We start from the raw sequence: 14153 nt of genomic DNA on the forward strand, positions 1-14153 counted from the left end.
TTAGATTTACAATTAATTAGAGGACGTATCTGTGAGCAAAGACACTATCGTTGCCCTCCATGCAGAGCACCAAGGTCGTTGGAAAAACCGTGAAGAACTTGCGGAACGTATGATTGCCCTAGTAGGTCAGTTATATCGTGAAAAAAATATCGTAGCTACAGTTTACGGTCGCTCTTTAATTAACCGTTCTGTAATCCAGATACTTAAAGCGCATCGTCGTACTCGCGTATTAGACGTTGAGCTTTCTGTTGTAGACACTTTCCCAATCCTTGAAGCATTGGCAAAAGTGGAAAACATCGGTACTGCTGAAATTGATCTAGGCAAACTTGCTGTTGAATTCAAAGCAAAAGGTGGTGATGTTAACGCATTCGTTGCTGACGCTGTGAAATCACTTGAAGGCAATGCAACTTCTGTAGAAGGTAAAGACGTGGTGCTTTACGGTTTCGGTCGTATCGGTCGTATCCTGGCCCGTTTGATGATCAGCCAGTCAGGTCTAGGCCGCGGCTTGAACCTGAAAGCAATCGTAGTTCGTAAATCATCTGACGGTGACCTTGAAAAACGTGCGTCTTTATTACGTCGTGACTCAATCCACGGTCCATTTGCGGGTACGATTTCTGTAGACGAAGAAAACGAAGCAATCATTGCAAACGGCCAGTTCATCAAAGTGATCTATGCATCTAATCCATCTGAAGTGGATTACACTGCATACGGTATCGAAAATGCTTTAGTGATCGACAACACTGGTAAATGGCGTGATGCTGAAGGTCTTGCTCAACACCTGAAATGTCCAGGCGCTGCTCGCGTAATTCTGACTGCACCTGGTAAAGGTGACATGAAGAACGTTGTATTTGGTGTGAACCAGGCTGACATCCTTGATGAAGATCAAATCATCTCTGCTGCAAGCTGTACTACCAATGCGATCACTCCAACACTGAAAGTGTTAAACGACAAATACACAGTGATCAATGGTCACGTTGAAACAGTTCACTCGTTCACAAACGACCAGAACCTGATCGACAACTACCACAAAGCTGACCGTCGTGGCCGTGCTGCAACATTGAACATGGTTATCACTGAGACTGGTGCTGCTAAAGCGGTTGCGAAAGCACTTCCTGCACTGAAAGGCAAGTTGACTGGTAACTCTGTACGTGTTCCTACGCCAAACGTATCTCTTGCAATTCTGAACCTGACTTTAGACAAAGAAGTTGATCGTGATGAAGTAAATGAATACATTCGCCAAATCTCAATCAATTCTAACCTTCAAGGTCAAATCGGTTATACAAACTCGACTGAAGTTGTATCTTCTGACTTTATCGGTTCTCGTACTGCAGGTGTATTCGACGCTCAAGCGACCATCACTTCAGGCAACCGTTTAACTTGCTACGTTTGGTATGATAACGAAGTAGGTTATAGCTGCCAGGTACTTCGCATTGCTGAACAAATGGGCGGCGTAAGCTATCCAAAAGTTCCTGCTGAAACAAATGCATAATTTGTAGAAGTCATCTAAAAAAAGAGCCTCTTTTGAGGCTCTTTTTTATTGTGGAAGATAAAGGTGGAAAATTAGTTTTATCAAATCATATGCATTAATTGATGGAAAATTCACCTTGATACGCTCATATGAATCTGTTAGCTTACAAATGGTAAGTACATTAAAAATAGTAAGTAATAACTAAAAACCGTGATCAAGAAAGGAACTCTTCAATGACCAAGTATGCAATCAGTCCATTACTGGGGCAGGTGCTATCTAATGAATGCCCATCCCGTGAAATACTGGAACATCTCACCAATAAATGGTCGATCTTGGTTTTACGTTGCCTGAGTGAAGGTGTGCATCGCTTTAGCGAGTTGAAACAGCGCATTGAAGGTGTCAGTGAAAAGATGCTTTCCCAGACTTTAAAAATGCTGGAACAAGATGGTTTTATTCTGCGTACTGTCTATCCGGTGGTGCCACCTAAAGTAGAATATCAGTTGACGATTACTGGCTCACAAGCAGCTGAAAAAATAATGAATTTGATTGGCTGGATTGAGAAAAGCCTGCCTGAGATTTTGGAAAATAAAGAACGTATATAACAAATTTAATTTAGATTAAATTTAGAAGAGACAGTAAATGGATATATCTAATTGGGACTGGGGGGCAACGGCCACGCTTATAGCGGCTGGGGTGGCATGGCTGATTTCAAAGGAATGGAAGACTCAGAAAAGTAGTGAAGTAATAGCTAATGAGGCTCAATCATTATTAATGTTAATAAATGATTATGATAGTCAATGCTTAGAAGTTCATAGTGCAATTATGAACCAAAGAAGAGCTATAGTAGAACTCGAAAATCTTAAGAATATAGCTTTAAAAATAAGATCGAAAGCCCAGTTTTTTTATGAACTCACCTTCAATAAGCATGATGAGCTATTAGAGTTAAAAGATGAGATTACAAGAGTATATAAGACATTAGAAAAATTTGAAGGAGCTGAGTTTAAAAATATCATTCTAGATAATAATTTTCCTTACCTAGTTGAGGTAATGCGTGAAGTAATTAAAGAATCTAAATATTTACTTATGGCATATTTTAAACACCAAAAATAAATTTCTTTCATAAATCATTTTTTAATGACTATAAGTAAATTATATATCTAAAATAAACAATAGATTTGAGTTGGTATTGGATTCATAAGTGTGGCAGGGATGCCACACGTTTCCCATCACAACAAGGATGTTGTGTATGGGAAACAAAAGGTTTTTTGCTACTTTTGACCTTTCAAAAGTAGAGCGATGGCCCACTCAAAGGTATCAAAATAAAAAAATGCAATGTGAGGCAGTGCTGATTTTATAAATTTAATATGGAGTATTCTCTGACTTATGAAAGAAGTCTATTATTTATTACATATAAAATTATTCCATCCTCTTAAAATCCCACCGATCAATCAGCAAAATCCCAATCGAGAAAACAAGGCCAAGTACCACACAACCAACCCATTCAAAGTGCTCCCAGGCATAAACCGCACCGAGTGAGCCTAAAGCTGCACCACTAAAATAAATGGTCATATATACTGCATTAATTCTGGAACGTGATTTCAGGTCAATCCGATAAACCAGATTCTGATTTAATACATGGAATGCGGTCAGGCCAAAATAAGCCATCAATACGCCAATCGCATAGATCACAATATTCTGCTGGGCAAAATATAAGGGCAGTGTAGAGCTGAGCATTAAAGCAATACATAGCTTGGCGACCAGATTTTCTCTGCCTTGTCCTACGGTTTTGCCTGACCAGCTTGATGAATAAATTCCAATCACACCGAGTAAGCCGAACAGGCCAATTTCAAAATCAGTGAAATGGTAAGGTGCGCTACCTAGTACGAAGGTCATGGAAGTAAAGACCATAGATAGAATACCGAAGCCTAAAGCACCTGCGCAGGCACGACGAATCAGATGCGGGTTCTGCTTAGCGATGACAAATAAAGAGCGATAGATACTGCCAATGGTCAAACCCGCCTGCGGTTGAGTATCCGGTAGTTTTCTCCACATGAGAGTGGCAAAAAGCAGGGTAATGATTCCACTAAATAAGTAAACACCTTCCCAAGACCAGTAGGTCGAAACAAAGCCAGCAAAAGTCCGCGACAGAATGATGCCCATCACCAAGCCACTCATCAGTTTACCGACAATGGTAGCACTGGATTCAGATGGACTAATCGTAGAAGCAAAAGGGATTAAAACCTGAGCCGAGATTGCGCCAAATGTCGCACATAAGGTAAACACATAAAGCGTTGATAAAGTCGTGCTGAATGAAAGCAGAATCTGCGAAATGGCTGCAAAGACCATCAGACTGACAATCAGCTTACGTTTATTCAAGAAATCTCCCAATGGTACTAACAGCATTAAGCCCAGTACGTATCCAATCTGGGCGATTACTACCGTTAAGCCAGCCTGACTGGTTGTAATTCCTAAACTTTCCTCGATTGAATAGATTAAGGGCTGATTAAAATAAGCTGATCCGGCACAGAGACCACATGCCATTGCCATAAGTAATACAAATTGTGATGACAATGGGCTGACAGAATTCTTTTCTGTGGTCATAGCTATACCATGGGCTCTTTTTCGACGTTGAGCACTATAGGCAGCTCGATGCCAAATCAGAAATAATAAAAAACGATCAATTAAGCTTTAAAAACTATATTTTGAATTTTTATAGGTCTGAATATTTTTCAGACGGTTTTGTATTTTGAGACAAGCTGAATGAAATTACCCTTGAAATGAGCGATCTTCATGGAATAGTGCATAAATGTAGTCGAGAAATGCTTTAAAATATGGCAGAATAGGCGGTTTTTAAAGTTTTTAGAGGATTGGCATTATGCGCTTTGTTGATGAAGCAGTCATTACCGTAGAGGCTGGCGACGGTGGCAATGGCGTAGCCAGTTTTCGCCGTGAAAAGTTCGTACCATTTGGTGGTCCAGATGGTGGTGATGGTGGTCGTGGCGGCAGCATTTATATTCAGGCTGACGACGACACGAGTACCCTTGTAGATTATCGTTATACCCGTAAATTTCGCGCTGAACGTGGTAAAAACGGTGCTGGCGCAAACTGTGCTGGTCGTGGTGGCGAATCAGTTATTTTAAAAGTTCCTGTGGGAACAACTATCGTCGATTCAGAATCTGGCGATATTATTGGCGATCTGGTTGAAGACGGCCAGAAAGTATTAGTGGCACATGGCGGCCAAGGTGGTTTGGGTAATACCCACTTCAAATCATCGACCAACCGTTCTCCGCGTAAATGTACGCATGGTACCAAAGGCGAATTCCGTGAAATCCGTCTTGAGCTGAAAGTGCTGGCTGATGTTGGCTTGCTCGGCATGCCAAACGCAGGTAAATCAACCTTTATCCGTGCAGTTTCTGCTGCAAAACCAAAAGTTGCAGATTATCCATTTACGACCATGGTACCTAACCTGGGTGTAGTGGATGCGGATCGTCACCGTTCATTTGTAATGGCGGATATTCCAGGTCTGATCGAAGGTGCGGCAGAAGGTGCAGGTCTCGGGATTCGCTTCCTGAAACATTTGGCACGTACCCGTATTCTGCTTCACATTGTAGATGTTCAACCGATTGACGGTTCAGATCCAGCTTACAATGCCAAAGCGATTTTGAATGAGTTGCAAAAATTCTCCCCAACACTTTCAAAATTACCAGTGGTATTGGTTCTGAATAAGGTCGATCAGCTTGCTGTAGATACCCGCGATGAATGGTGTAATCACATTCTTGAAGAATTGCAGTGGGAAGGTCCTGTCTTTAAAACTTCAGGCTTAACGGCTGAAGGAACTAAGGATGTGGTGTATTACCTGATGGATCAAATCGAGCAGCAACGCGAACGCGAAGTTGAAGATCCTGAATACGCAGCAGAGATGAAAGAATTCCGTGATCAGCTTGAAGCTGAAACACGTGAACAAACGATTGCTGCGAAAGAAGCTTATCGTGAAATGCGTCGCGCTCAACGTCTGGGCGGCGATGACTTTGATGATGAAGATGATGACGACAGCGACGTAGAAGTATATTACGTACGTTAATCTTTTAAAGATAAGTCTGAGGACAAGATGATAGAAGTGGTAGATGGGCAACGTCAGCTCAAGGGTTGTAAACGAATCGTTGTTAAAATCGGATCATCTTTACTCACAGCAAACGGGCAAGGTTTAGATTTAGATGCTATCTCGCATTGGGCGGGACAAATCGCGGATCTACACAATGCCGGACACGAGATTATTCTCGTTTCTTCCGGAGCTGTGGCTGAAGGTATGGTTCGAATGAAACTTGAGAATCGACCCACCGATCTACCCAGTCTTCAGGCTTGTGCTGCCATTGGTCAGATGGGTTTAATCCAGACCTGGTCAAGTGTGCTGGAAAAACACAGCATTCAAACTGCTCAGGTGTTATTGACTCATGATGACCTGGCAGACCGTCGTCGCTATCTCAACTCTTGTGATGCTTTGCAGCACCTGATTGATTGGCATGTGATTCCGGTCATTAATGAAAATGACACGGTTTCTACTGACGAAATTCGCTTTGGTGATAACGATACCTTAGCTGCGATGGTGGCGGGACAAGTTCACGCAGATCTGCTGATTATCCTGACTGATCAGGAAGGCATGTTTGACTCGGATCCACGTTCTAATCCGGATGCCAAACTGTTCCATACCGTGCGTGCCATGGATGAAAGCCTGTTTGATATGGCAGGCGGCGGCGGAAAATTTGGTCGTGGCGGTATGCTGACTAAAGTTCGTGCTGCACGTCTGGCTGCGAAATCTGGTTGCCCAACCTTGATCGCTAGTGGTGATAGTGACAATGTTTTATCGCGCCTGATGGCAGGTGAAATGTTGGGTACGTTATTTATCACTGATGATGATCGCATGACTGCACATCAGCAATGGTTGGCAGCGCATCTGCAAACCGCAGGTCGTTTGGTAATTGATGATGGTGCGGTTAAAGCCATCAAAGAAAATCATCGCAGCTTGTTGCCTGTAGGGGTGAAAGCGGTTGAGGGTCATTTCGAACGCGGTGATGTGGTTGAATGTGTCGATACACAAGGTCACCGGATTGCGGTCGGTCGTGTCAATTTCAGTTCGCGTTCAGCAGATATCGTTCGTGGTCTGGCATCAGATAAAGTACATCAGGTGTTAGGTGAGGCACGTTCACTAGAAATGATTCATCGCAATCATATGGCTATTTACTAGCAAAAACATGCACTTACTTGCAGTGTGAAAAACACTATGAAAGTGATTGAAAATCAATATTTTTATATCGTTTTGTACTGTTAAGCAATAACAAGTAATTTCATTGAAACACCGTACACATGGAGGTTAAACTGGAGGTTAAATCAGTCTAACCTCTTTTTTTTATGTGGTTCTAACCTCCACAGGTGTGCAATGCTTACTAAACAACAGATCGAAGCTATAAAGCCAAAAGAAAAGCTGTTCAAGGTCAGTGATGGTGACATGCTATATATATTCACCTCTCCAACTGGGAAGAAAGTCTGGAAGGTGCTTTATACGCTTGATGGGAAAAAAGGGACTATCACAATAGGCGAGTATCCGCTTATCTCTATTAAAGCAGCACGATTAAAGCGTGATGAAATAAAAATCATGCTGGCCAGTGGTATAAGTCCAGGTCAGAAAAAGAAAGAAGAAAAGCAAAAGCAGCTTGAAGGCATGAGCTTTAGAGAGTTGATTGAATCTTATAGGGATGTTGTATCCCCCACTCATAAAGGACATAGGCAGGAAGTTGCTTCTCTCAACTTATTTATCCGGTTATTTCCTAAACTTATGCAGAAGCCAGTTAGCCAGGTGGATCAGCTCGATATGATTGAGTTTAGAAATGAACGCCTGAAGATGGTTAAGGCTGCAACAGTTAAGAGAGATTTAGGCTTGCTGGGTAGTGTGTTCAAGTATGCACGACAGGAGCTTCGTATCATCACAGGTTCACCATTGACTGATATTTCAAAGCCAAGCGAATCAGACCATAGGGACAGGCGCATATCTCAAAATGAAATAGATCAGATTCTAAAAGCATTCAGTTATCACCCAACATCCCAGCCAGTGAATAAAAAACAGCAGACCGCCTGGGCATTCTTATTTGCTATCGAAACAGCGATGAGAGCCAGCGAAATCGTTGGTATGAAATGGGCGAATATCACGGATGATTATGTGCTTTTGCCTGATACAAAAAACGGTACTTCACGGAAGGTTCCACTCTCCATGAAAGCAAAAGAATTGCTGGAGTTGATGAAGGGAATCCATGAAGAAACAGTTTGCACTCTCACAAGCGCGAATACACTTTCACAGTATTTCTGGCAGGTCGTTACTGAAAAACTAAAAATTGAAGATTTAAATTTCCATGACACCAGGCATGAGGCCACCACAAGACTATCCCAAAAACTACCAGTTCAAGACTTGGCAAAAGTCACAGGACATAAAGATTTAAAAACGCTGATGAAGTATTACAACCCGACTGCGACAGAGCTGGCGAATAAAATTAATGGGGTGGGGTGATGGCTAGAAAAAGAGAAAAACAATGTGATGGCGGTTTTTTGAATACCTCTATATCTGAGCAGAGCTTATATTTATTTGATGGCCTGAATATTGATAGGCAATCTTTTTTAGATGATGCTGGCTTGATTCTGGGTAGAGCGAAACTAGATATTCAGGTCAGAGAAACAAGAAATTCAGCGCAGGAGGATGTTATCCACCTCGAGAAAATGGAGAGATTAATTAAAAATTTAGTTGATGAAATTAATCTAACATCATTAAATCAAAATGCTTATATGCTTGAAGCCTGGTACAAGATGGGGCTAAGTAGCTTACTTGATGAAGAATTAAAATCCTCATTAATTAAATATCAATGCTCAATTATTTACTCAAAAGAAGAAATCAAAAAATATTCTAATTTAAAGGGAAGAAATACAAATCATATTGAGGCTAATCTTATCTGCACAATAAATTTTCTTTTTGAAAAGTGTAAGACTGGCAAGGTTAAGGCTGAAGATAAATACAGTTTTATTAGTGATTTTTTGCGATTAAATCAAATACCAACAGTTCCAAAAGATATTGATAAGATTAGAAAAATTATAAGTAAAAATAAAAACAGGTAGTTATTCAACTTAAAGAGGGTGATTTTCTACCCTGATACACAAATCTTAGAAAAACGAAACTGCACCTATGCAATAACGCATAACGTAATAGAAAGGTGCAGTATGCAAACGCGCGAACAATTCTACCGAGCTAAACAAATCGCTTCAGCTCCAGCCACTCCAGAAAAAATCCACGTTTATAAAACTGGCGCAAATGCCGGAAAAACCCGAAAACTAAACGCCAAGCCAGCACGACAAGGTATTTTGCCAATCTCAGAAAAAACTCTATGGGCCTGGACACGTGAAGGTAAATTTCCGCAGCCGATCCGCATGGGTGGCAATGTCACTGTCTGGAGAGCTTCAGACGTTCAGAAGTGGATTGAGGAGCAGTCAGCATGAATAACACCCAATTAAAACAAGTCCTAGCACACCTCAAGCAAGGCAAGACCATTTCACAGGCCGAGGCTATCGACCTTTTTAACTGCTACCGACTGAGCGCAATTATTCAGCGTTTACGCAATGCAGGCTATGACATTGTGACCCATAACGAGCGCAATAAGTCAGGCATTGGCAGACATGCACGTTATGAACTTATTAAGCAGGTGGCAGCATGAGCCAAATAATAGATTTTAAATCTGAAACTCAAGCCGACAGCCAACCCATGACCGATGACGAAATGCGGTTAGCCAATATCTACGATGTTGCAGTCGGTTTAATTATTGAGATTGAGGAGGGGCGCATCTTCTCAATGGCAGAAATCAGAGAGCAAATGATTGAAGTGATTGAAATCATACAAGAGGAGTTTGATGTATGAAAAACAATCATAAGCACTATCTGAAATCACTTGTTGAATACATGAAGCCACTGGCAGCAGAGAGCCACTATTTTAAAAACTTCAAATTATCCCAGCAGCACCAGGGCATTAAAGGTGGGAAAAAATGAAACTATTTGAAAAATTCACATTGCAAAGACCAGATCATATTGGTTATAGTTCTCTTGCTTTGGGCAAAATCTCAAAGTTAGCTTTGGTCGGCTATGAATACTCAGCGCATACAGTCCGCTTAATGGACTTTTTTTGTATGCGTAATATCTCTATGCGTTCGCATGTTATGGCGAAGCTGGAGGGGGAAGCGTTCGCGCTTGCCAGTCACCTGAGTTACTGGTCGACCAACCCCTTTCAGCTTTGCCACCTAAATTACTTGGTCGTAATTGGCAAGGCTCCTACAAACTCAGGAGCGCATTCTCATGCTTAATCAAATCAATAAAACAGCAGCAAATCATTTAGAAGATGCTCAAGTCTATCTTGAATCACTAGAGAGCGTATTGCTTCGCTTATACACTAGCTACGACCAGTGCAGCCTTTCAGATGGTGACGCAAAGGCCATGCTCAGTGTGTGTGAAGTGCTGGCGAATGGTGCTTTAGAAGATATTGAAAGTGCTAGTGTAAAAACTAAATTATATATTTCCGCTTATATCGACTTAGCGAATGGCATTGTAGTCACTATTGATGAGTTATCAGATTTCAATCTAGCTAAAGGCCACACAGCAGCAGCTATACACGGCCTGTTCTTAGTGGCTGGACAATTAAAAGAATCATTAGAAACTGCGGTTTATGCTGTTATGAAAGGGGGTGCAGTATGAATGCAAAAATCCCGTGTGATAAAACTATCGACTTGTTTGGTGGTTCCGCTCCCTTAGCAGTCAGCACCGATCCAGTGACAGGCAATATAACTGAATTTCATTCAATTGAAGATTTTACGACAGGCTGTATTGATGAGCGCAATCTCAAAGTTAAGCCTGAGAGTTATATTTACTCTAAATTGCCGGATTATAACTGTGAAGAATGCACAGTACTGCCTTATGTGAATCCTGAGCAATTGAGCGAAATTGTAGGCTATGCAATCAAAGGCATTGCCAAAAAATACGACACGGATCAGACACCACACAAAGAAATTGATTCTCAGAAAGTATCATTTTTGATTGGAAAAGCTGGAGTAATCGCAAGCAACACAAATAATAAATATATGCCGTATGTTCTAGGTACAGACAATATAGATTTATTTGTGAAACTTGCTAAGGCTGGGGAGGCCGTTGTGCTTCATAAAGATATTGATGCAGCGTATCAGATTATAAACAATGGTATGCCTGAAACAATATTTAGAATGATGGTCGGTGAAAAACCGCCAGTCAATAATGCTGATTTATTTATCCAGGCAGATGAGGATTTAAAAAATTTAAGTCCTAATCTGATTAAAAAGTTTTTCTTTGATAAAAAACAGCAGATCATAAAATCAATCGAATCTGACCTAATCGCACAGCCTCAAGTTGAGTATATGCCAGCGGATCGGGAAGCTGAAAAGCTGGATAACTGGCAAGCTCCAATAAGCCTGAGAAATGACACCCTGATCCAATCAAAACCTTATCCTATTGATGAGCTACCGGAAGTTGTGAAGAATGCAATCCTTGCAACCGCTGAATATGTGCAAGCTCCGGTTGCAATGGCTGCTCAATGTGTTTTAGCCAGTATTTCGTTTTTAGCACAAGGTAAGGTAAATGCACCCAAAGAAACCAACAGGGAGGGGATGCCAGCCTCCTTATTCTTTTTAACGGAAGGTGGTAGCGGTGGGCGTAAATCATCTTGTCAAAAGCTGGTTGAATTACCCATTCGAGAGCATGAACGCCAGCAGTATGATGAGTATAAAAAATCACTGGAAGATTGGAATGCACGGTCAAAAACAATTGAATCCAAAGAGTTCGCGCAGTGGGCTTTAGATAATCCCAGACCAACCGATCCGACTAGTATTTTTTCAGACATTACTATTGAAACCCTGACCAAGTTTTACATTAAAGGAATTGTGAAAAATGCTTCATTGAGTAGCGATGAGGCTGGACAGTTCTTTGATGGTCACACAATGAAGGGTGACACGGCCAAAAGTGCGTTAGGTGCATTTACCAAGTTATTTGATGATGGCTATTGTCAGAGAAACCGTGCTTCATCTGATGACAACGGAATGGCCTATGATGTTCGCCTAACCTTCAACCTACTTGGGCAACGTGCTGTACTGGCTGGAGCTTTAAACGATCCGACATTAAGAGGACAGGGCTTTTTACCTCGATTCATTTTAACCGCTCCAGAGAGTATTGCTGGGCAGCGGACGCATACAGTTGAATTTAGACAAAAGCTAAAAAATTCACACAATGACCCTCGATTAACTAAATTTTGGAATCGCTGTAGAGATATTTTAAAAGATGAGTTACCAGTCCTTTTAAATGAATCGGGAGAGGTTCCATACTTTCCAGTGATGCAGCTATCCAGTGAAGCCGAGTTGCTGGAGCTTGAATTTTACAATGAGTGTGAGATTTTGCAGGGTAGCGGAAAACAGTTTGAATTTATGCAGCCTTTTGCCAGTCGTGCAAATGAGCTTGCCAGACGTTTAGGTGCTGTCCTGGCTTACTTTGAAAACAAGTCTGAAATTGATTCTGAAATCATGCAGGCAGCTTGTGCCGTTATTAGACATTCTTTGTCTGAGTGGTTCCGATATTCAGATATTGAAGTAGCCGATGAAAGTGATTCTGAGAAGCTGATTAAGTACCTTTTAACCAAATGCAAAAAGGAAAAAACCAACCGATTGCAAAGAACGGTAGCGATGAAAGGCGCACCACTTCAAATAAGAAAAGCGAAGGAATTTGATCCTTGTTTGAATGAGCTGATCGAGTTTAATTATGTGCGACTGGTGACAATTAACCGCTCCACTTACATTGAATTAAATCCGGCATTGCTGAAATAGTTGCGATTTTGCGATTTATGGCTGAAACCCTTATGGCATAAGGTTATCCATGTCGCAAAGGGTGTGCGATTCCAATGCGGAGTATGCGAAATGATCCGATATACTCCGCATATGTCGCATACGAATCGCAAGAGCAATGCGAAGCGGAAAGATAGACAGGGCAAGGCTTACAAGGAAAAATCGCAAAATCGCAAAATTTATAGAGTTGGCAGAAAATTACAGACATTAAAAAGCCACCAATGGGCTAGAAAGGTGGCTTAGAAGGGCAAGAAGATATAACCCTATAAGCCAATTATGTACTGGATTTAGGAAAAATACAAATGATACAGGATTGATTAATTATGATGATTCAACCCGAAATTATAGAAACAGTTTTACAGGAAAATGGCATTAATAGACCAGATGCAAAAATGATTGTAGAGCAATTAAAAAAGGTCATGTCAGAGAGGTCGGGAGATATTCAGCCTTATATAAATAATCTATATGTGAAAGCTATCGAGATGAATATTAAGCCAAGCCAAAACGGTACGATTTCAGAGCAGCAGGCAGTTAAGTTGCTGGATAAATCAAAAGCATTTTTTAGGGTGGCTAGACTGCAAAAAAGATTAACTCCAGATTGTGTACTGGTGGGCAATGAGTACAGATACACGATCTACAGCATTGCCGAATACCTGGCTAAACGAGATAGTTATAAGGCGTTATAAAGCCAAAACATAGAATAATAATTAAACCCTATATTTACTCATATCCTTTATATGAGTATTTTTTTTATGAAAACCAATGTCACTACCTTAGTTAAAAGCGTATTTGCTCAACGTCAGGCAGAAAAAGACCATATCCCAGCGCAAGAAGTAGCAATTAAGCACTTTGGCGCAGCTTCAGCCGTTGCACAGATGATGGCATCAAAAGGCTTCACAGACCCAACACAGGCAGATTATGCAGCCATTGCAGCCAGTCAGCAGTTTATTAATTTAGTAAAAGAAAAAAGTTTGATTGGTCAGATTGAAGCACTTGGCAAAAACTTATACATGCCACTAAATAAACCTCTTAGTGCCTTCGACTTAGCACCTTGTGAAGTTGTTCCGCAAAAAGAACCTACTAAAATTTTGACTGAAAAATCTCAAATTGGAATTACTTTAGATTTTAAAAAAATTGGTGGCTATGCAATCTTTCCAGAGCGTTATTTTGAAAGCAGCACTTATGACCTTGTAGAGCCACTGATTAACACAGCTTTAATTAATAGCTATGTTGCTGGCGAGAATGCAGACTTTATCGAATCCATTACAACAGACGCGACCACAGTCACCGCAACAGGCTCCACAATGCCGACACTACTGGCAGACATTACCAATGCCTTAGCTTCGATTGATGACCCACAGGACGCAATCCTACTGCTTAATCCGTTTACTGCTTTAAATATTGCGAATGAGTTGGAGCTAGATAGCCTGGGTGTAAATGGCGGATCAATCCGAGGTATTCCAGTTATCACAAATAAATCAGTAGATGAAAATCAGAAGATTGTACTTGATCTAACCAAGCTCATTTTTGCCACCGATCCAAGTGTAGAAATAAAACTTACTAATGAAGCCACAGTTACCACGATGACAAACGAGCCTGTTTATTTATTCCAGGAAAATAAGGTGGCAATTAAAGTAATGGGTATTAATGGCTACAAGTTCCTGGATGGATATGCAGCAACAGTGATTGAAGATGCTGAAGTGGTAGGAGGTTGATGATATGGAAAAAGCCTATTCAACATTGAC

Annotated in this window: 17 protein-coding genes; 16 read left to right on the forward strand and 1 reads right to left on the reverse strand. The window is 41.1% G+C overall.

What is annotated here, in order from left to right; genetic code table 11:
* The first annotated feature begins 31 nt into the window (after positions 1 to 31).
* The 3 genes from FTV18_RS01665 (at position 32) to FTV18_RS01675 (ending at position 2578) form a co-directional block, all read left to right on the forward strand.
* Positions 32 to 1489, forward strand: coding sequence for a glyceraldehyde-3-phosphate dehydrogenase (locus FTV18_RS01665; protein WP_004782721.1), 1458 nt, complete (start codon positions 32 to 34; stop codon positions 1487 to 1489).
* Positions 1490 to 1701: 212 nt separating this feature from the next.
* Complete coding sequence (locus FTV18_RS01670) at positions 1702 to 2070, forward strand: helix-turn-helix domain-containing protein (RefSeq protein WP_180016739.1); 369 nt, start codon at positions 1702 to 1704, stop codon at positions 2068 to 2070.
* A 37-nt stretch (positions 2071 to 2107) separates the two neighbouring features.
* Positions 2108 to 2578 carry a hypothetical protein gene (locus tag FTV18_RS01675; protein WP_005107387.1) on the forward strand — a complete coding sequence of 157 codons (471 nt, stop codon included), beginning with the start codon at positions 2108 to 2110 and terminating at the stop codon, positions 2576 to 2578.
* A 306-nt stretch (positions 2579 to 2884) separates the two neighbouring features.
* On the opposite strand, the gene FTV18_RS01680 is transcribed toward FTV18_RS01675, so the two are convergent.
* The gene (locus FTV18_RS01680; RefSeq protein ID WP_180016737.1) at positions 2885 to 4069 is read right to left on the reverse strand and encodes an MFS transporter; all 1185 of its coding nucleotides are present in this window, start codon (positions 4067 to 4069) and stop codon (positions 2885 to 2887) included.
* A 274-nt stretch (positions 4070 to 4343) separates the two neighbouring features.
* Here FTV18_RS01680 and cgtA point away from each other — a divergent pair, with 274 nt between their 5' ends.
* The 13 genes from cgtA to FTV18_RS01740 all read left to right on the forward strand — a co-directional run bounded on the left by cgtA (position 4344) and on the right by FTV18_RS01740 (position 14123).
* Entirely contained in the window at positions 4344 to 5549 is a 1206-nt protein-coding gene (gene cgtA / locus FTV18_RS01685) for an Obg family GTPase CgtA (RefSeq protein WP_004782712.1), read from the forward strand.
* Between the two features lie 27 nt (positions 5550 to 5576).
* Positions 5577 to 6710, forward strand: coding sequence for a glutamate 5-kinase (proB, locus tag FTV18_RS01690; RefSeq protein ID WP_180016735.1), 1134 nt, complete (start codon positions 5577 to 5579; stop codon positions 6708 to 6710).
* A gap of 192 nt (positions 6711 to 6902) precedes the next feature.
* Positions 6903 to 8024: a site-specific integrase gene (locus tag FTV18_RS01695; protein WP_180016732.1), complete on the forward strand. Its 1122-nt coding sequence runs from the start codon at positions 6903 to 6905 to the stop codon at positions 8022 to 8024.
* The gene (locus FTV18_RS01700; protein WP_151833926.1) at positions 8024 to 8623 is read left to right on the forward strand and encodes a hypothetical protein; all 600 of its coding nucleotides are present in this window, start codon (positions 8024 to 8026) and stop codon (positions 8621 to 8623) included. Before FTV18_RS01695 ends, FTV18_RS01700 begins: the two co-directional genes overlap by 1 nt.
* A gap of 102 nt (positions 8624 to 8725) precedes the next feature.
* Entirely contained in the window at positions 8726 to 9001 is a 276-nt protein-coding gene (locus FTV18_RS01705; protein ID WP_126562358.1) for an AlpA family transcriptional regulator, read from the forward strand.
* A complete protein-coding gene (locus FTV18_RS01710) occupies positions 8998 to 9216 on the forward strand; it encodes a helix-turn-helix domain-containing protein (protein WP_151826045.1) in 219 nt (72 codons plus the stop codon). The genes FTV18_RS01705 and FTV18_RS01710 overlap by 4 nt, the downstream gene beginning before the upstream one ends.
* On the forward strand, positions 9213 to 9416 hold the full coding sequence (locus tag FTV18_RS01715) for a hypothetical protein (protein ID WP_180016730.1): 204 nt from the start codon (positions 9213 to 9215) through the stop codon (positions 9414 to 9416). Before FTV18_RS01710 ends, FTV18_RS01715 begins: the two co-directional genes overlap by 4 nt.
* Entirely contained in the window at positions 9413 to 9544 is a 132-nt protein-coding gene (locus FTV18_RS15660; RefSeq protein WP_005221560.1) for a hypothetical protein, read from the forward strand. Before FTV18_RS01715 ends, FTV18_RS15660 begins: the two co-directional genes overlap by 4 nt.
* A complete protein-coding gene (locus tag FTV18_RS01720; protein ID WP_180016728.1) occupies positions 9541 to 9855 on the forward strand; it encodes a hypothetical protein in 315 nt (104 codons plus the stop codon). Before FTV18_RS15660 ends, FTV18_RS01720 begins: the two co-directional genes overlap by 4 nt.
* Positions 9848 to 10243: a hypothetical protein gene (locus FTV18_RS01725; RefSeq protein ID WP_180016726.1), complete on the forward strand. Its 396-nt coding sequence runs from the start codon at positions 9848 to 9850 to the stop codon at positions 10241 to 10243. Before FTV18_RS01720 ends, FTV18_RS01725 begins: the two co-directional genes overlap by 8 nt.
* Positions 10240 to 12390, forward strand: a complete 2151-nt coding sequence (locus FTV18_RS01730) for a DUF3987 domain-containing protein (RefSeq protein WP_180016724.1) — start codon at positions 10240 to 10242, stop codon at positions 12388 to 12390. Before FTV18_RS01725 ends, FTV18_RS01730 begins: the two co-directional genes overlap by 4 nt.
* 341 nt (positions 12391 to 12731) lie before the next feature.
* Positions 12732 to 13094: a hypothetical protein gene (locus tag FTV18_RS01735; protein WP_180016722.1), complete on the forward strand. Its 363-nt coding sequence runs from the start codon at positions 12732 to 12734 to the stop codon at positions 13092 to 13094.
* Between the two features lie 66 nt (positions 13095 to 13160).
* Positions 13161 to 14123, forward strand: a complete 963-nt coding sequence (locus tag FTV18_RS01740; protein ID WP_180016720.1) for a hypothetical protein — start codon at positions 13161 to 13163, stop codon at positions 14121 to 14123.
* Positions 14124 to 14153: the final 30 nt, after the last annotated feature.

Origin of the sequence: Acinetobacter sp. YH12241 (genome assembly GCF_013417535.1) — a bacterium.
Lineage (GTDB): Bacteria > Pseudomonadota > Gammaproteobacteria > Pseudomonadales > Moraxellaceae > Acinetobacter.